The sequence below is a fragment of the Streptomyces sp. NPDC033177 genome (assembly GCF_055577715.1).
Map to the genome: position 1 here is coordinate 1 of NZ_JBVIPS010000014.1, position 19,319 is coordinate 19,319.

Consider the following 19,319-nt stretch of genomic DNA (forward strand, 5'->3'; position numbering starts at 1 on the left):
GCCTCGACATACGAAGACGCGACCGCCTGGGCGGCATCCTCCACGAATACCAACATGCAGCCTGACCTGCACGGATGAGCTTTTCGGCAAGGACAACGTCCTCGATGTGTACGCCCGGCATTCCAACAGTCATCGCCCCCACCAGGCTCGCCGACAGCTCCCTCCCCTCGCCCGGAAGCACCCGACGCCCATGACCGCTGTGCCCGCTCACCGCGCTCTACGCACCCGAATACTCGGCGGCGTCACCAACGAGTACAGATATGCAAACTGACCAGGGGCGATGAGTTTCCGAACGGCACAAGATGGCGCAGGATCCGGACCCCGGATCATAGCCCGAAACGCAACGAATGGGCGTCCGCAAGAATTGACGTCGAAATCGTTGGCCATGAATTGGCAGGTTGCGGCTTATTGAAATTCACTTCGACCCCACCAGCATCGGGAGATACAGCCTCCTCTAAGGAACGTCACAGTCCAGCCACAAGCGGTCCGTGCCGGTGAAAAGAGTTCTTCCGGGCGTACCCTCTCAGCAGGCTGTACAAGTGGTTCTTTGGGAGTGGATGTGAGCGGACCCGGACCCAGCGGGGGAATCGATGCCAAGTGAATCGCACTTGCAGGCGCGATTCTGGCTGCGATAGGTCACATTGAGGGGCTCGCGACAAGGATCGTAATTTTCTCGACCAATGTTGTGACACTGCGTTAATAAATTAACACAGAAGCCTACTTGAATCGAAGGGTGACTGCGCACGTTCGAACAGCAATAGTCCCGTTTCGGGGCCCGATGATGCATGGCGGGACGATCGATGAGTCTGTTCGGTGACGGCCGTTCCTTCCTGGAGGCCCTCACACCCCAGGACCGCAGCGGGCTACTGGCGCTGGGCATGAAGCGCACCTACCGGCCGGGCGAGGTCATGATCCGGGAGCGGGCCACCGACACCTTCGTACTGATCCTGCGCTCCGGCTGGTCGGTGGTCTCCGTCGAGACCGAACGGGGTGCCCGGCTCATTCTCGCATTGCGTGGCGCGGGCGAACTCATCGGTGAGCTGGCCGCTTTCGACCAAGGGCCGCGCAGCGCCACCGCGACCGCCCTCGGCGAGGTCGAGGCGATCCTGATCGCCGGTCAGCGCTTCCGGAGCTTTCTCGCCGCGCGACCGCAAGCGACCGGGCTCATCATGCGGCAGCTCACCACGCGGCTGCGCCACGCCGACGTGGAACGCCGCGCGCTGGCCTCGGAATCGGTGCTGCGACGGCTCGCGGTGCGTCTGGTAGAGCTCGCGGAGCGGACGGGCCGGTCGGGCCGGGACGGCACGGTCGTGGAACTCCCGCTGCCGCAGCACGATTTGGCAGCGGCCATCGGGGCGACCCGGGAAGCCGTGGCCAAGGCGCTGCGTGTGCTGCGCGACCAGGATGTGGTGCGTACCGCCCACCGCCAGGTGACCGTCATAGACCCACAGGTGCTGCTTCTGCTGGCTGCAGGGCAGCAGAAACCGCCCCGCAGCGGCCTGCGAGGGAAATCCCCGCCGACTGTGTAAACGGATACATCGCCGGTCGCGCCAAGCGGCCAGGCTGTTCCTGTCAGCACGGCTAGCAGGGGGGCTCGAGTGAGCAGCACGGTGGGAGCGGTCACCAGATTCGTCGTCTTCGGTGACGCCTGTGGCTCCGGGCGCCTGGGGATGGATGCCAAGACGCGGATGCGCAGCGGCATGTACAACGTGTTCACGGAGGCGTTCGAGGCGATCGGGGTGGCTCCGGTCCATCGCCACCAGGAGGACCGGGGCGACGGGATCCTGGTCGCTCTCGATCCAGGGGTGCCGCCAACCTTGATGGTCGGCCGCTGGATCGAGACGCTGCATCAGGGGCTGCGGGCATGGAACGCGGGCAGTGCGCAGCGGCTACGGATCCGGGTCGGCATGAACGAAGGGCCCGTCCTCAACGACGGCCAGGGCCTGGTCGGCCGCGCTGTCGATCTCGCCTGCCGGCTCTGCGACAGCGGCCCGGCCAAGCAGATCATGGTCACCGCCGCCGGATCCAATCTGCTGGTCGTGGTCTCCGAGCGTCTGTACGCGGACGTCGTGGCCGAGGGCGGGCGCTATGTCGAGCCCGAGTGTTATCGCGACGCGCAGGTCACCGCCAAGGAGACGAATGAGCGCGGCTGGTTCTACATACCGCGGCTGGCTCAGCCGCCCATGGAAGGGCTGAGCGGTCCGGGCACCGACGCGGGGTCGGGCGCCGGTGAGGACCCAATCGCCGTCCAGGGGCCGGCCGCTGAGGACGGACCCGTGGACGGGAGCGGGTCCGGGGCGGGGGGTGGGCCAGTGGACGGGGGCGGCCCACCGCCTGCTCCGCCGGTACCACCTGCCGTGCCCAGGACGCAGATCCACGTCGCCGGTGATGCGATCCAGGTCAGCGACAGCACCTTCCACGGGCCCTTCACCGGGATCCGCAAGGACCGGCTGCCCGAGGGCCGACAGCCTCCGCACACCGATGAGGGAGGCAAGCGATGAGCAATCAGCCCGAACCGGCCGCCGTCGAACCGAACCCGCCCGCGCCGGCTCAGCCGGCGCCCGAGCCCGAGCCCGCCCCGGACGCCCCGCCCGCCGAACCAGAGCCCAACCCCTTCGACCTGGCGGGCCGCAACCCTCTCAGCGGATCGGGCGGCACCGGAGGATCGGGCACCGCCCACGCCGCGCGCCGTACCTTCGCGGCGGGCGGTGCGGAGCGGACCGTCGAGATCGGCGGCGACGGTCAGTACTACGAGGGGAACTACTTCTTCCAGATCGGCGCGGGACCGGTCCCGCGGTTGCTCAAGGGTGCCGTCCCCGCGCCGGAACTGAAGGAGTTGGGCGACGTCTACTGCGAGGCCGCCGGCTACCGGGGGATGAAGGAGCGGCTGCGGGCCGGGCGCCTCCTGGTGCTGTGCGCGGAGCGCGGCAGCGGGCGCGCCGCCACGGCCCTCGCCCTGCTCGCCGAGCTGACCGACAACCGGGTGACCCGCCTCGACCCCAGCCACGCCGTCCACCAGATCGAGAAGGAAGAGCTGAAGAAGGATTCCGGCCATCTTCTCGAAGTTACTCTCGGCGACGACGGCCGGAGCCCCGGACTGCCGACCGAACCGCCGCGCGGCCCGACCCGGCTGTCCGAACTCCATCTCGACCGACTCAGCGGCCTGTTGGAGGAGACCAAGGCATACGGCGTGGTGCTCGTCGAGAGCGGGGACCTGGCCGACCGGGTACTGCGCGGGCGCTACGGCATGCGCTGCCCGCCGCCACCGTGGCGGGACGTACTGGACCGGCATCTGCGCAAACTCCTCAAGGACGCCCCCGCGGACATCCCGGCCGCCGCCGCACTCGCCGACCGCGCCGATGTGGTGGCCGCCCTGGGGCTCGACGCACTGCGTCCCAGGGAAGCGGCGCGGCTGGCCGGGCTGCTGGCCCGACGGCAGCAGGGCAAACTGTCGGACGGGCAACTGCGCGACGAGTGCGGCACGTTCGTACGGGCCCAGGCGCGCACCTGGTTCGCGGGTGCCGACCGGCCCGGCACCTTGCCCGAGGCGCTGCCCGCGCTGAGTGCCGCCGCGTTCCAGATCGCCGTGGCCGTCTTCAACGGCTCCTCCTACAGCCTCACCAGCGAGGCGGGCGAACGCCTCGCCTGGGAGCTCGCGGTGACTCTCGACCCCGGGGAACCGGTCGGGCGCCGGCTGTTCGGCACTCACGCCGAGGACCGTCCCGCCATGGCCCGGTCGGTCGTCGAGGACGGTGAACTCGACCTGGGGGACGCCCAGGTGCCGGTACGCGCGATCCGGTTTCACGGTGCGGCGCTGGCCACCGCGGTGCTGCGGGAGGTCTGGCACTCGTATCACAACGTACGCGGTCCGCTCGCGCGGTGGCTGCGCGACCTGTGCGACGACCCACGGCCACTGCTGTGGGTGCGAGCCTCCATCGCCGCCGGGGTGCTGTGCTCATGGGACTGGGTGCACGGATCGGCGGAGATCATCCGGCCCATGGCGGCGTCGCCCGACAGCGCGGTCCTTCGGATGTCCGCGGCGACCGCGCTGGCGGAGGCCTCCCGTGAACCCTCGGTGCAGCAGGCCGTGTCCGTGCTGCTGAAGGACTGGGCACAGAGCGGGGACGACGCCCTGACTCAGACCGCGGCGCTCACCCACGGCTACGGCATGGCCGCCGGTTCCGTCGACGCCTCGCTCGACGCGCTGGCCGGCCTGGTGCGTGGCGGGGACGCCGGGGTGCTGTCCACCGCGGCGTTCAGCCTGACCCGGCTGCTCGCGGGCAGCGAGCCACAGGCCGTGCTCGGCCGGCTCGTCCACTGGCTGCACGGGGACCGGCGCGACCTTGCCGACCTGGTGCTGCTCACGGTGATCGGCACGCTCAAGACCCGCACCACCTATCTGTGGGGGCTCGAAGAACTGCCGGAGCTCGAGACGCAGGGCACCAGGCCGCTGGCCGTCGCCCTGCTGGCCACCCGGCCCCAAGTGGCCGATGACCTGGCCGGGTTGGTCCGGGCCGGCCTGGGCACCGCCCGCTCCGGTGCGGCGACGCTCACCGCTCTCAGTGCCGTGCTGCGACAAGCGGCCGGCGACGAGGAGCAATTGGACCTTGTCTGCGGCTTCCTGCCGCAGCTCGCCGGTGAACTCAGAGAGCGCAAGCGCCTCTACTACGAGCTGGACCGCATGGTCGGCGACCCCGAGGAACCGTTGGACAAGACCGCCGCGCGCCGGATGTGGGACGCGGTGCAAAAAGGAGCTGAGTCATGACCCCACCAGGGGCCGCGGGGGACAACCGCGATGAACACGGCACCGGACGGTACGGCGCCCAGGGCGGAGCACGCCCCGCCGGGCCGCTCGTCAAGGAGTGCCCGCCGCCGTACAAGAGGCACAGCGGCCAGGTCGCCGCGGTGCTCCTGTACGGCAACGGCGGGCACAGTGTGCTCTGGCCCGACCACCGGGACGATGTGAACAAGCCCTGGCTCCGCACCGAGTTCACAGCGTTCGAGGTGCTGCTCGGGCTGAACGTCACCGACTTCGAGCTGTCGCTTCCCGCCGCCGGTGACGCCCAGAACTTCGAAGCCAAGGTGAGCGTCGAGTGGGAGGTCGAGGACCCGTATCTGGTCGTCAGCCGTCGCGTCTGGGACGTCGAGGAGCTGCTGCGCGGCGCACTGCTCGACGGACTGCACCGGGTGTCCCGGCGCTTCCGCCTCACCGAGGCGGAGCTGGTGGACCAGGCGGTGCAGAGCGAACTACGCACCAGCCGCCTCGACTTGGGCCGCCCGCTGGGGCTGTGCACCACCATCCGGGTCATTATCGCCCTGAGCGAGTCGGTGCGGCGCAAGGTCGGGGAGCGCGACGAGGTCGACTTCGAGGTCTCCCTCGACGAGCGGAAGCTGAACGCGCAGCGACGCCGCGAGGACGCCGAGCGGCGGCTGTTCTGTGACCGTACCCGCGTGCTGGAAGAGGTGTTCCGGCGGGGCGAAGAGGCCGAGATCATCCACTTCATGGTGAAGAACCCGGAGAAGGAGTGGGACATCCGCCAGGCCGTCCGCAGTGAGAAGCGGGAGCGGCAGACGGACTTCCTCAACCTTTTCAACCGGATGATCGACACCGGGATCCTGGAACGCCATGACATCGGCGAGCAGATGTACGAAGTGCTGCAGTACCTCAAGGAGAGCACCGGCAGTGTGATCGACGGTGTCACGGACCGGCGCCCGGTCGAGGCGCCACTGCGGCGGGCCATCGGCGAGAGGACGCCCGGACGCGAGCCCGAGCAGCCCTCCTGGGAAACCGACGAGACGGGCGACGAGCCCGGACGAGAGCCCGCCGGGCGGAAGGCTCCCGGTGCGCCTGCGGACGAACCCTGGCCGCCACCGCCACCGCCACCGACGGCGGTGCACGAGCCGACGCGCGTCGAGTCCTCCTCGGAGCGCGACGCATACACCGAGTGGGCAGAGCAGGAGGAATCGGACGACTCCCACGCTTCCGGATCCTCGTCCCGCGAGTCACATCCACTGCCTTCCAACACGCTTGATTCCAGGCCCAGTTCTGCCTTCGACTGGGGGGACGACGAGTGAACGGCACACCTTCGCCTGCTGCCGCGGCCGATACCCGCTTCGTGGCGGAGCGGCTGCTGACCGTGGCCCGCGAGGACATAGGGCGGGCCGACACCAAGGCTGCCATCCTGCTGTCCGGCAGCATCGCAGTCCTGGCCGTCGGGTTGCCCAAGCTCCGGTCCGGGGCCCCGCGCACGGCCGCCGGTGGGGTGCTCCTGGGCGCCGGGGCGGCGCTGTGCGCGGCCGGGATGCTGATGCTGGTCTGCGTAATCCTGCCGCGCACCCGGATCGGCGCGGACCGCACCTTTCTGCGCGACTTCGCGCGCGGCGCCCCGGTCGAAGAGCTCCTCGACCGGCTGGCGGTGAGCAGCGCGGACGTCGTGGCCTGGCTGATGAGCCAGGCAAGCGTCCACGGCGCCGTCCTCGCCGCCAAGTACCGGTGGCTGCGCTGGGGGGTCGTCTTCCTGTCGGCCGGTACGACGCTGGCAATTCTCGGCGAGTGGTGGTGAGTGACGATGCGCAGAACACATAGCCGTACCCACGGAAGTTCCGCCCGGCGGTACGGGGTCCTGAGCGCGGCCGCCGCGCTGCTGACCCTGTCCGCGGTGCTGCCCGCGGGGGCAGACCCGGCCGCGGAACCGCGAGCGGCGCGGCCCGCTGCGGCCTCCGACGCACCCGCCCCGATCGACTTCGCCGTGGTCGTGGACCAGTCCAAGAGTCTGACCGACAACGACCTGGGCCTTGAGGTAGAGGCCGCTTCGCTGCTCACCCAGGGCGAGATATCGGAGCGTTCCCGGGCCGCCGTCATCGGCTTCGGCAGCTCCGAGAAGGACGGCCAGTCGCCCGTGCGGGAGGTGTGCGGGCTGACCGCCGTGGATGCCGCAGGCCGGCAGCGGCTCAGCGACTGCGCCAAGGAGTTGAATCACCGTGACTCCCAGCGGATGGGACCGGGCACCGACTTCCCCGCCGCCCTGCGCCAGGCGGTGGATCGGCTGACCGAGGACGGTCAGAAGTCCATTCCGAAGGTGGTGTTCCTGCTCACCGACGGCAAGCTCGACGTCCGCGACAGTCCCGAGTACGGCACCGACCCGGACAGCCGGCAGGCCAACGGGGCCAAGCAGCTCTCCGAGGAACTCGCCCGGGCCCGCCGGGAGTCGGTGCAGGTCTGGCCGCTCGGCGTCGGTGGTGACATCGACCGCAAGGCGCTGGCCGCCATGGCCGCGGGTGGCTATCGCAACGGCTGCGCGGACGTGCCCGGCGCCACCCCGCGAATGCGGGTGGTGGGCACCGCCGCCGAGATCGACAAGGCCCTGCAGGAGACCTTCGCCGCGGCCCGCTGCGCCCGCGTCGCGCAGGGCACCGTCGGCCGGCCCCCGGCCGATCTGTATGTGAACATTCCGCCCGTCGCCACCGACGGCTCGATCACGGTCAGCAAGCACGACCCGAAGGTCTCCGTCACCTACTACGACCCGGGCGGGCACAAGGTGCTCCCGCCCGGCGAGGCGAACGGCTCACGCTTCGAACTCAGCGGGCAGGACGGCCCGGTGGAGGCCCTGCGCGTACAGAACCCGGTGCCGGGCCGCTGGCGCGTCCATGTGACGGCGCCCGAGGGACACCGGGGCAAAGAGGTCGCCGTCCGCGCCATCTGGCAGGGTCGGCTGCGCTCCGTCGTGACGCTCGACCCGGCCGCCCCCCGGCCGGGAGAGCGTGCCGTGGTCGAGGTGCGGTTGCAGACCAGGGACGGTGTCGTCATCACCGACCCCGCACAGCTGGGCGGGCTCAAGGTCTCGGCCCAGATGTCCGGCAGCGGCTTCGACCCGTTCGTGGTGCCCCTGCGGGACGACGGCGGCAAGCCGGACGCGAAGGCTGAGGATGTGCGCTACACCGGGGAGTTCAAGGTGCCTGAAGAGGCGTCCGGGGCGCTCAAACTCATCACGGAGATGACCGCGCCCGGCGTGACCAGTGACCACCGTCCCCTGTATGCGCGGATCGCCATCGGTCAGCCCAAGATCACCGCAGGCCTCTCGATCGACCAGGCCACTGCGAACCGGGGCAGTTCGGTGAGCGGCAGCCTGAACGTCACCAACAGCGACTCCGTGCCGCACACCCTGAAGCTCGAACTCGCCGACCAGCCGCCGGGTACCGATCTACGAATCTCCCCGGCCGCCGAGCGCATCGCATCGGGTCAGCGCGACCAGGTGTCGTTCACCGTCAGGCTGGGGAACCGGCTGCCGTTGGGGGACTTGGCGGGAAAGATCACCGTCACCGACACCGGTGACAGCACGGTGCTCGACGAGGCCTTCCTCAACATCCGGATCACCTCCCCGCCCACCTGGTGGGACCGCTTCTGGTGGACCGTCATCGGCGGAGCCGCGCTGGCCCTGCTGCTCGCGGCCTTCCTCGCAATCCGGTGGGGCGAGAGGCGCAGGCGACGTGATCTGCGCGGGGTCAGGATCGAGCTGCTCGCCAAAGGCTCGCCTGCCGATGAGCTGACCGTCCAGAACGGTCAGAACGCACGCGGGGAATTCCACTTCACCGTCGCCGGGACTGACGGCGACGCCCCTGCGCTGCACCGCAGCCGATCCGGGGCGGCGGGGGCTTACCGGCTGAAACGGAAGGAGTCGGGCGAGTTCATGCTCAGGCCCAACCGAGAGCGGGAGCGCCTTCTCAAGCCCGGCGAGCCGGCCCCGCTCGACGGCGGTCTCGCGCTTCTCGTGCACGACAGCGCCGGGCGCGGCCCCTCGCGGGTCAGACGCGGCACCGGGCAGGGGGCGGGCGACGGCAAGCGGCCGAGGTGGGGCCGCCGAGGGCCGGTCGGCCCTCGCCCCGCGCGGACGCCCCCCGAGGGTCCGCAACGGCGCGCGCCCCGCAATCCCGGCGACAAGAGCAACTTCTGAATCACACCTGCGTGTTCACGAACTTCTGAGCCAGACAAGGGCGTTCACACGGCGCCTGGACGGGGAGACAGATGAAGATCAACCAGCCGATGCTCTTTGTAGGACTCGGCGGTACCGGCGGGCGTATCGGTGCCGAGCTCGAGCGGGGCCTGCGACGGGTGTTGTGCGGACCCGACGGCACCAAGATCATCGGCGACAGCCGTGCCCCCTTCCAACTGCCCGACTGCCTGCAGTTCGTGTACGCGGACTTCAGCGAGACGGACCTCGACCGGCTGCCGGTGAGGAGCGCCAAGAACACCGAAGCGGCCGCGTACGCCCGTACCTCGCGCGTCATCCACGACCTGCTGCCCACGCAGTTCGCCAACTCGCCCGAGGCCACCCGCATGCTGCGCGTGGCGCTGCACAACGAGACGCACCACTGGCTGCCGTCCGCCGAGCGGGAGCCCCGGATCTCGCCGCTGAACACCGGCGCGGGCCAGCTGCCGACAGTGGGGCGCGCCGCGCTCTTCGCGACGCTCCGCAACAGCCTCGAGCCGGTACTGCGCCCGCTGCGGGAGGCCATCAACGCGATCGGCGGCTCCGCGGGCGAACTGGGTGAGATGCGCGGAGGGCAGGGCGGGCGCATCACGGGGTGTGATGTGTTCGTGGCCTTCTCCGTGGCGGGTGGCACCGGAGCCGGGATCTACTACGACTTCATCCACCTGATCGCCCATGAATTCCAGCAGCGGGTGAAGAACCTGACGGGCCTGAAGATCTACCCTCTGGTGATCATGCCGTCGGCGTTCCCGCCGGAGGCGGGCGGCGGCCGCGAGGCCGAACTGAACTCCGCCCGCGCCCTGGTGGACCTCTCCCGCCTCGTGGACGACCAGAACGTGCCGAAGGCCTCAGCGGATTTCGGGGAGGACCAGCAGGTCGGTGCGGGTGTCTGTTATCCGGGGCACGGCCTAATCCAGATGCGCTCCTCCACCGTGGAGACGGCCATCCTGCTGGGCCTGACCGCCGGTCTGCAGCCCGAGGACCTGCGCCGGTCAATCACGGCGATGGTGATGTCGCTGATGGCTGCGGAGCTCGGTGACGAGCGGCCTCAGGGCCGGACGGGCAGTGACTACCAGTCGTTCGCAGCGAACTTCGTCAACAAGTCGACTGAGCGGTCCAAGCCGGCCAAGTCCGGTATCGGGCACCGGGGTTTGTCCACCAGCCTGGCCGCGTCGCTGACCGTGCCGGTGGACGACCTGGCGGAGCTGGTGGCGGGGCGGCTGCTCGCGCAGGCCATCATGGTCATGGACGAGGATGCCCAGCGGGCGGGTGACAACGGCAAGGCCCGGGTGATCGAGACGTTCGAGCGCTCGGGCATCCTACGGCTGTGGAACCGGGAAGCACCCGAGGTGCCCACACCCGACCCGCTGCCCAAGGGAACCGCGCTGATCCGTCAGGCGCTGCGCGACCGGATCGGCGACATGACGGCCCGTCTGGGCAAGCTGGAGCGGCAACTGGACCGGGAGATACCCGAACTGGTCGACGGGCTCAAGCCGGACGTGGCGGTGCGTGAACTCCTGGCCCATGTCAGCCCGTTCCAGCTGGAGAAGATCCTCGGCGGGCTGCCGGGACATCCGCAGCGCGAGACCGAGGCCGGATTCGTCGGCATGCTGGAGAACCGCAAGAACGATCCGGAGCAGCCCGAGGGCATCGGCATGAATGCGCCGCACATCCCTGCGATCAGGCGCCGGGCGGGCGGCCTGGTGCCTGCCCGCTGGGGCGACCCGGAGGTCCAGTACGCGCTGGACGAACAGGACGAGTGGTACTGCTGGCGGGCCAACCGGCTGTGGCACGAGGGCTGGCGGGGACTCGAGCGCCGCTGGCGTCCGCCGCTGCTGCGGGCGACCAACGAGGTCGCCGACCTCGTGGCCGCGCTGCGCGCACACCGTGAGGAGGAGGACGATCAGTTCAAGGACCGCCGCAAGGAGCTGTACCGCGACGACCGCAAGGGCGTGATGTATCTGCTGCCCCCGGCCAACAGCCTGCGCGGCTTCTACGACGACGTGTTCCGCCGGCTGAGCCAGCACGAGAATCTGCCCGACAACCCGGGCGCCGACACCCTGCTCGCCAAGCTGATCAGGCCCGAGCACTGGACCCGCGCGCTGGAGGCGGCGCATCGCTCGCCGCGCGCGGCCGTCACCGTCCTGAAGCAGGTCATCGAGGGCCGGGTCAAGGAGCTCTTCGGGCAGGTGGGTGTGGTCAACGACCGGCCGCTGCTGCCTCCCCTGGGCGAACTCCTGAAGGCGGCCGCGAGCGGTGAGGAAGCCCAGTCGGCCGTGGACCGGCGGCTGCTCGACCAGTTCCGCTCCCAGCTCAAGGCCCTGCTGCCCGTCGGATTCGTACCCGATGGCAGCGGCCCGCTGAAGGTGCTGATTGTGCATCCGCGCAGCGAGGCCGACCCAGCCGTGGCCCGCTATCTGGGCGAGCAGCTCAATCTGCCGCGTGAACTCGACCTCACCACGGAGTACCAGCCCGTGGACACCGAGGCGATCACCGTGGTGCTGTTCCGCAGCGGCATGAGTCTCACCGACATCTCGGAAGTACGTCAGGCCCTCACGCTCTGGTCCAACGCCCGGGACGACGACGGGGAGGAGGACTTCCTGCACTGGCGTCAGCGGCTCGGCTACCGCGACGACTGGCTCGCCAGCACCGAGAGCGACCGGCAGGGGATCCTGCACCGCATCCTGTGCGCGGTCTGGAACTGCGATGTGGATGTGCTCGGGGACACCGCGTCTCCCGAGGCGATCCGGATCCGCCTGGGCGAGGGCAACGCGGCGACGATCCAGCTGCGTCTCGAGGCCTTCGACTACGGGGTGTCGAGCTGGGCGGGACTGCTGCGGGCCTATGAGCGCTGGGCCCTGGTCGAATCGGGCGGCAGCGGGATCATCGAGGACGTCTGCACCAGGCTGATGCGCACCCAGCCCCGTGGCCTCACCACTATGTCCGAGCCGCCGTCGCAGCTCTTCACTCAGCTGGTCCATGAGGTGGCGCCCGGCCAGCTCACCCAACTCAAACAACTGGATGGGGAGTTCGAGGGCGAGGACAATGAGTGGCTGGTGCCGCTGCGGGACTTCTGGCAGCAGACCTTCCAGGGCGCCCTCGACCTCCGCTTCCCCGGGGCGGCCCGACGCGCCCGGTCCAGCCTGCGCGCCCTGGCGGACCGGTACGCCGACGGAGGCACCCATTCGGCGGGTGGTGCCGGTCACGGCAGCGGACCGGGTGCCGCACCGAACGGGTCGCAGAAAGAGGTGCCCAGGTGGGTCACGGAGCAGCGTTCCGAGGAGGCCCCGGTGGAGCAGCCCTCTTCCTGGAAGCCGTCCTTCGAGAAGCCGTCATTCGAGAAGCCCTCCGAGGACGACTCCTGGGCCGGGGACGGCGCGGACGGCCCCCGCGGCGGGGGCGAAGAGAGCGACGAGCATGACTGGCGCGACTGGAGCGGCGACTCCGGCAAGGGAGCCGAGGGGAGCAACAGGTGATCCCGGACCGAGACCCTGGCCGCCTGTCAGCCTTCTCCTCCGCCTCCTCCGCCGCCATGCCCCCGATCTCCGTCGATCTGCGCGCCGACACGGAAGGCTCCCGGCTCAGCACGGTCAGGGCCGCCCTGGAGCAGATCAGGTTGCCGGACACCCCGCGCTTCCTGATCGTCGACGAGGCGCAGCAACTAGTTGGCCATCAACTCCTGTACGAGCAGCTCTTCTCGTACGGCCCCGCACAGATCGTCTGCCTCGCGGTGGGCGCCGGTGACGGGCACACCCTGAGCAGGCCCTCCGTGCTGCGGCCACCCGAGACGGGGGTGCTGTGGATTCCCGACGTTCTCGCGGGCGGCGCACAAGTTCCCGGCGACTCGCTGCGCCCGCTCCTCGAACTCCTCGGGGAACCAGAGGTGTTCGACGCGGTCCTGGCCGGCCTCGCCTCCGTGCCGCACTCGACCGCCATACCGGCGGTCAGGGTCGTCGAGCACGATCTGGCACCGGAGGCCGCGAGCCGGTCCTGGCGGCAGGCCCTCGAGGCCCTGATCGGCGAGGACGTGGCCGTGCCCACCCTTGTCACCGAGGCGGTTCCCGGCGCCAGTGACGACGCCGTCCCCGGTGAATTGGCGCCGCTCCTCGGCGAGTCCGTGCCCCGGGGCCTCGCGCAGCGCAACTGGCTGCGGCCCGATGGCCCGGCAGCCGCCCAGCACAGGCAGTGCGACGAGGCGCTGCGGGACGCCTCGGACGGTTACGTACGGGTGCGCGGCGCGGCCGGGCTGTTCGGCACGGCACGCCGGGAGGTGGACCTGCCCGGCGACCTGGAGCGGCTCTCCGCAGGGCTGGCCGCATACCGCGACACCATCGAGGGCGCCCTCACCGACGCCGGCGGTGATCGGCTCCGCCCCGAGCAGCGCAGCCAACTGCTCAAGCGGGGCATCGCCCTGCCTGAGGCCACAGAGGTCATCGAGGCCTCCCGCGCCACCGTCGGGCCCGCCCTGCGGCGCTATGCGGAGCGGCTCCTCGCACGGCACCTTCCGCTGCGCTCGGTCGCCGCCCGTCTCAGCGCGGTCGCCAGCCGGTCCGCCCCGGCGGGCGGCGCCGTCCTGTTAGACCGGCTCGACGAGGTCTGCCCGCAGCGCACCGTGACCGCCCTGGCCGTACCTGTGCCGTTCTCCGCCGGCGGGGGCCCCGTGGTGGAAGTCGTGGGCGCCGCCCTGGTGCCCGCTTTGGCCGGACTGTGGCCTGGGCTCGGCTGGGCGCTCGGCCCGCTGATGGGCCTGGCCGTCGCGGCACTCGCCGTGCTCATCGTGCGGCGCAGGCCCAACCGTTCGCACGACGGCCGGCTGGACGGCGGTGGCCACGCGCGTACCGGGCTCCGCCTGCTCGCGGGGGTCGCGGGAGGCCTGCTCGGCGCGTTCGCGGGGCAGCTCCTCGCGCCGCCGACCTGGGTCGGCGCACTGTCCTTGCTGGTCGCGTTCGCCGCGGGCGCCCTGTGGTCGGTGTGGGACTGGACCGCGGCGGTCGACGACTGGTGGGCGCGGACCGACGCGGACTTCGGGACCCGGGCAGTGGCCGGACTCGATGAGCTTCTCGTCGAAACGGCCGTCCAGGACTGGGTGTTCGCCGATGCCCGGCGCCACTGCTCGGACGGTGCGCGCGCGGTGGCGGTACTGGTGCGCTCGCTCGCCGACACCGCCGAGGAGCGCCTCGAGGACCGTACCCACACCGATGGACCGGCAGGGCGGACCGAGGCCGCAGGCCGGCCCGCGACCGCTGGGCCGGACACGACGTGGGGCTCGGCGCACGGCGGCGTACCGGATCAGAGCGAGGGCGAGGCGCAGTCACTGGCTGATTCCTGGAGCTGGAAGAGCTGGAAAGACAGCGCCGCCGACGACGACTGGGAGGGTCTCGGCCGGCCTGCCGGGGCGCCGCAGCAGGGGCACACCGGGACGGAGCCGGCCCAACCGCAGCCGGTCGAGGAGGTGCCCGCCGGTCCCAGCACTGGCGTACGGCCCGAATCCGATCCGCCATGGCTGGAGCGGGAACGGGGCAATGGTGGCGCGGGTCTCGTCGAGACCCTGATCGGGGATCTCGCGCACGGTGTCACGCTGATCCTCGCGACCCACTGGGCCGGCCTCGAGCGCGACCCGTCGGCCGTCGCCCGCCTTCCGGTGCGGGAGCCGATGGACGCCCTGCTCGACGAGGAGAACGCCCGCCTCTTGCGCGACGGCGCGGCGGCACCGCCGCCTTTCGCCCCGGATACCCAACTCCGTCCGGGAGCAGCGGAGTTGCTGGGAGTGTCGGCGGATCGCGTGGTCCAGCTGCTTGACGCCGAGAGGGTCGCGGACCACACCGTTCCGCTGTGCGGTGCTCAGTACCGTCGCCTGCTCTCCAAGGGGCCGACGGCGTATCACCAGGTGCGGTTCGCGCCGGAGGCGATGCGCCGCGGCATCGAGGCGGAGACGGCCGAAGACGATTGGCACGGCGAGGGGAACATGGGCGTGGTGTGGACCGCGAGCGGCCGGCACGCAGGGGTGCTGCGCCTGGTGCCCCTGCGTGCCGGCACCGTGCGCGTGGTGCGCGGGCAGGAGGGTACGACGCCATGACCACACCGCCACACGACCCAGGCGAGGAAGACGACGGGTCGGAGGAACTGGAGTTCCACACCCACCGGGGGGCGACCGTACGGTTCGGGGCCCGCTTCGGCCCCGACAACCCGCTGCCGGGGCGCGAACCGATGGTGGCGCGGGAGGTGATGCTGGGCTCCGGCTGGCGGGTGCTGCAGCACCGGCTGCCGAAGTCCGCGCGGGGCAACACGGCGGCGTACGCGGCTCTCGAGCGCGAGATCAGCGCTGCCGTCGCCCTCGAGCGCCGCTATGGGTCCGAGCCGTACGTGGAGCTGTTCACCCGTGTCGTCGGCTACAACTTCGAGGCGATGGAGCCCTTTGCCCTGTACCGCGTCCCCGACGGCAAGCCGATCGGCGCGGGAGGGGCCTCCCTGACAGGTCAAGAGCAGCGCGAGATCATCAACCAACTGACCCTGACCGTACGCCTGCTGGAGGACGTCGGCCTGGTCCATCGGGCCATCACTCCCTTCACGGTCCGCTGGGACGGCAAGCACATCCGGCTCGCCGAGCCGCACTACGCGCTGCGCACCGGGGAGCTGAGAGGACCGCTGGGCGCCGCGCCCTGGGCGGCGCCCGAGCAGCGTGACGGCACCGGGACCGCGGACCCGAGGGACGATCTGTGGTCCGTCGCGCAGCTGGTGTACTTCCTGCTCTCCGGAAGGCAGGCGCCCGGCGACGGGCCACCCGCGGACCTGGCCGAGTTCCGGCAGCTGGGGGCGGTGCAACAGGGTGGCGTGTTCGCCGCGCGCGCGGCCGAGCGGCCATCGCCGGCCCAGCTGATGCGGTTGCTCAATGTGCCGGACCCGCAGCAATCGGCTCCCGTACCAGCCGATCCGCTGGCCGGCCGGCGTCTCGAATTCGACAGCCGACTGGCCGAAAAACGGAGCGACTTGGGATTCGACCAGCCTCCGGTCGCGGAGCCGGAGCGCACCAGGCCGGGGCGCGGCCTGTTCGGCAAATGGGTTGCCGGCGGGCAGCCGACTCCCCCGGAGCCGGTCACCGCCCCGCGCCCCTTGGTTTCTGCGGCGGTGCTGTGTCCGCACTGCCTGCTCCCGGTGACGTATGACGAGAACAATCTGTTCGTGTACGACGCGATGGGGCGTCCCAAGTCACTGGATCTCAGCGGCAAGCGGAGTCCGCTGCACACCCAGGACGCGCTCGGCAAAGCCTTCCAGCGCTGCCCGCACGCGGAGCACTACCTGCCGGTGCCGTACCTCACCAACGGCGAGCCGCTCACCATCGCCATGGTGGGCAGCTCGGGAGCGGGCAAGACGCATCTGCTCGCGGCGATGCTGGGCGAGGTCGAGCAGGGCGGGCTGGAGCCCTACGGGCTGAAGTGCCGTCCCCTCAACCCACGTGACCACCGGGACTTCCTCGTACAGGTACAGCGCCTGCACCACGGCGAGGCGCTGGAGCGCACACCAGAGGCGGAAGGCAAGTTCGCACACTACGCGGACGGGCTGCTGGTCTCGGGGCAGGGCCGGACGCGGCCGGTGCTCTTCTACGATCTGTCGGGCGAGGACCTGAAGCGGGACGACGACGTCACCACGTTCCTGATGGGCACGGGCGCGTTCCTCTTCGTCGTCGACCCGCTCCGCGCGCTTAACCTGGACCGGCTCGATCCGGTGCGCGACCGGGAGCGGCTCGCGGTGCGCAGTCTGGGGGACGAGGCAATCAACACCGTCCTCGGCCGGATCCCGCGCGACGGCCGCTACATCGAGGCGCCTTCTGCTCTGGTGCTGAACAAGAGCGACCTGATCCGGCTCGATCCGTCCGTGGACCGCTGGCTGGGCCGGAGCCTGCCGCAGCGGCTCGATGCCGCGGTGTTGCGTGAGGAGTCCCGGGACGCCTACGCGTTCATCAGGGAGCACAGCAGCCCGGCGTGGTTGCGGCCGTTCCAGGATTGCGCCCGCTGCACCCTGCACTTTGTGACGGCCACGGGCAGCCAGCGGGTGCGTGACGGGTTCCCGCACGGTGTACGCCCCCGGCGGATCCTCGCGCCACTGCTGTCGATCTTCTCCATGACCGGGGTGCTGCCGGGACCGGAGCTCAGGGAGGTGGGGCTGTGATGGCCCGGCACGAAGAACAGGTGGAACGCATCGTCTTTCGCTGGGATCCGTCCAACGAGCTGGGCACCACCGGCTTCGGCCCGGTGGCCTGGTCCTGCGGCCGGAACCAGGTCGAAGCCCTCTTCAACGGGGTGGGCTCGCTGCTGCGGGCCCGAGGCGGCACGACCGTACCCGCCCTGATCCGGCTGGAACGCCCGGACAGCTGCCTACTGATAGGACGGCTGCCCTGGCGCGGCGCCGACGGCCGTACGGACACCGTGTGCCTTGCGCTGCTCGGTGCTCCCGGGGTCCTCGACGCGGATACCTGTCTGGGGCTGCACTCCTGGCTCTGGGAGGGCGGCGACCTGCCGCTCGGGGAGATCACGGGCGTTCTCGACCCGCTGGCGGTCGGGCCGTTGCTCGCCGCCGCCGATGACGGGCGCCGTGCCCTTACCCAGGGTCTCGCGGAGGCCGAGCGGCCACTGATCGGGCTGACTGCGGAGTTGTTGCGCCGACCTCGGGGCCGCTTCACCGCGCTCGAACGGCAAGGCGGGATCCGGCCGTTGCAGCTACTGTCGGGACTGTACGGGATCTTCCGCGATACGCACCCGCGCTGGACGTACGCCACCCACAACACCGCCGAGGCCGAGCTGCTGCGCTTCCAGTTCGTGGACAGCTGGTCGACGTCGACGCCCCCCGATGCCCAGAGGACCAGAACGGACCCGCAGGAGCGGGTGTGGGACAGGGAAGAGGAGCTGGCAGCAGCTCTCGTCGCCCATCACCTGCGGGATGTGGCGCGCGGCGAACAGCAGGAGTACGTGGTCGCCAACGCGCTGGAGGACGCGTTCGCCCGCCACCGTGAGCGAAGCCGGCCCGCCGCGGTGCTGCGCGACGCGGCACAGGACGCCTTGCTCTCGCTCGAGCGGGATGGGCGCGCGCAGCGGCAGGGGCGGGTCACACTGGACCACCCGCGGCCGGCGCCGACCCAGCAGGACCCGCCCGCTTCGGAGATGTACGAGACCGCACGTGAAACGTACGACACCCCGGCAGCGTACGGGACCGCGGGGGAGGCGTACGGCGCGCAGGAGACATACGAGTCCGACCCGCGTCCGCACATGGCGCAGAGCCCGAACGAATCGCAGGTCGAGCAGCAACCGCCCGGGCCGCCCGTCTTCCCTGACCCGCACCCCGAACTCACCACCCCGTACGCCGAACCCACCACCCCACACCCCCATACCGTCTCCGCCGCGGACGACGTACAGGCGGAGCCGACCGTTGGTCCCCCATCCGTCCCGGCCACCCCCGGTCTCCGGCCCGTCCTCCCCGAATGGCGTGCCCCGGCCCGGAGTTCCGGGCTCGTGTGGTGGCAGTTTCGGCGGCCAGGGAAGGCTTCGACGCTCCGGCAGGTCTTCGACGCCCTCAAGTCGCTCGACCGCCCATACGTGGGCGGCAAGGAACGCGTACAGGCCGTGGTGCGCGAGGCGCGGGACAGCGACCTGCTCGACGCGCTACGCGAGGATCTGCACTACGACGCCGTCACCCTGGTCCTTGGTGAGATTGCCCGGCGCTGGGGTTCGTGGCGGGCCCCGCTGCGCGAGGCCCTGTGCGATGTGGTGCTCGAGATGGACCTCTTCCTAACCCACCACTGCGGTCCGGGGACCAGGGGGTACCCCGGAGACCAACTCCAGGCGTCCAACGCCGCGGAACTCTACCGCTGGGCTGTCCGCCCGTCGGCCGATACACAGAGGGCCTACACCGTCCTGGTCGAACTGCTGCCCAGAATCGGATTCGGCCCCGAGCGGGTCGGCCGAGCCGCCGTACGCCAGATCCTGGAAGGAGAGGGCGGCCCCGGACTCGTCGAGCCGGTCTGGCTCGCCCTGCTCGACACGGCCCGCGCGGCACCGCCACACCAACCCACCTCTATCGGCCCGCCGCCCTCCGGCCGCCCCCTGATGCCTGCCCCGGTTCACACGCCGCCCATGCAGCTCGGCCCGCACCGGATGCCCACTGCCCCCCGAGCCCAATCGCTGCCCCCGACCCCGCAAGCTGGCGGCGACCCGCAACCCCCCTCCACCGCAGGGGACGCCACGCCGAACGACGGTCGGTTATTCGTCATGCTGAGCGCAGGCACCTTGGCAATCATGATCATGGCTCTGGTGATTGTGCTGATCTTCAGGGTCGCCTAGG

The 19,319-nt window shown here is 70.7% G+C and carries 10 protein-coding genes; all 10 read left to right on the forward strand.

The window, feature by feature from the left end:
* Positions 1-800 precede the first annotated feature (800 nt).
* A complete protein-coding gene (locus ACZ5U5_RS37985) occupies positions 801-1,529 on the forward strand; it encodes a Crp/Fnr family transcriptional regulator (RefSeq protein WP_469031038.1) in 729 nt (242 codons plus the stop codon).
* 69 nt (positions 1,530-1,598) lie between these two features.
* Complete coding sequence (locus ACZ5U5_RS37990; protein WP_469031040.1) at positions 1,599-2,501, forward strand: nucleotidyl cyclase domain-containing protein; 903 nt, start codon at positions 1,599-1,601, stop codon at positions 2,499-2,501.
* The gene (locus tag ACZ5U5_RS37995) at positions 2,498-4,765 is read left to right on the forward strand and encodes a hypothetical protein (RefSeq protein WP_469031042.1); all 2,268 of its coding nucleotides are present in this window, start codon (positions 2,498-2,500) and stop codon (positions 4,763-4,765) included. Before ACZ5U5_RS37990 ends, ACZ5U5_RS37995 begins: the two co-directional genes overlap by 4 nt.
* Positions 4,762-6,075: a hypothetical protein gene (locus tag ACZ5U5_RS38000; RefSeq protein ID WP_469031043.1), complete on the forward strand. Its 1,314-nt coding sequence runs from the start codon at positions 4,762-4,764 to the stop codon at positions 6,073-6,075. The genes ACZ5U5_RS37995 and ACZ5U5_RS38000 overlap by 4 nt, the downstream gene beginning before the upstream one ends.
* On the forward strand, positions 6,072-6,563 hold the full coding sequence (locus tag ACZ5U5_RS38005; protein WP_469031045.1) for a Pycsar system effector family protein: 492 nt from the start codon (positions 6,072-6,074) through the stop codon (positions 6,561-6,563). The genes ACZ5U5_RS38000 and ACZ5U5_RS38005 overlap by 4 nt, the downstream gene beginning before the upstream one ends.
* 6 nt (positions 6,564-6,569) lie before the next feature.
* Positions 6,570-8,951: a VWA domain-containing protein gene (locus ACZ5U5_RS38010; protein ID WP_469031046.1), complete on the forward strand. Its 2,382-nt coding sequence runs from the start codon at positions 6,570-6,572 to the stop codon at positions 8,949-8,951.
* Positions 8,952-9,022: 71 nt separating this feature from the next.
* Positions 9,023-12,463 carry a tubulin-like doman-containing protein gene (locus ACZ5U5_RS38015; RefSeq protein ID WP_469031047.1) on the forward strand — a complete coding sequence of 1,147 codons (3,441 nt, stop codon included), beginning with the start codon at positions 9,023-9,025 and terminating at the stop codon, positions 12,461-12,463.
* Positions 12,460-15,063, forward strand: a complete 2,604-nt coding sequence (locus ACZ5U5_RS38020) for a hypothetical protein (protein WP_469031049.1) — start codon at positions 12,460-12,462, stop codon at positions 15,061-15,063. The genes ACZ5U5_RS38015 and ACZ5U5_RS38020 overlap by 4 nt, the downstream gene beginning before the upstream one ends.
* The gene (locus tag ACZ5U5_RS38025; RefSeq protein WP_469031051.1) at positions 15,060-17,153 is read left to right on the forward strand and encodes a hypothetical protein; all 2,094 of its coding nucleotides are present in this window, start codon (positions 15,060-15,062) and stop codon (positions 17,151-17,153) included. Before ACZ5U5_RS38020 ends, ACZ5U5_RS38025 begins: the two co-directional genes overlap by 4 nt.
* Positions 17,153-19,318, forward strand: a complete 2,166-nt coding sequence (locus ACZ5U5_RS38030) for a hypothetical protein (RefSeq protein ID WP_469031053.1) — start codon at positions 17,153-17,155, stop codon at positions 19,316-19,318. The genes ACZ5U5_RS38025 and ACZ5U5_RS38030 overlap by 1 nt, the downstream gene beginning before the upstream one ends.
* The last annotated feature ends 1 nt before the right edge of the window (position 19,319 follow it).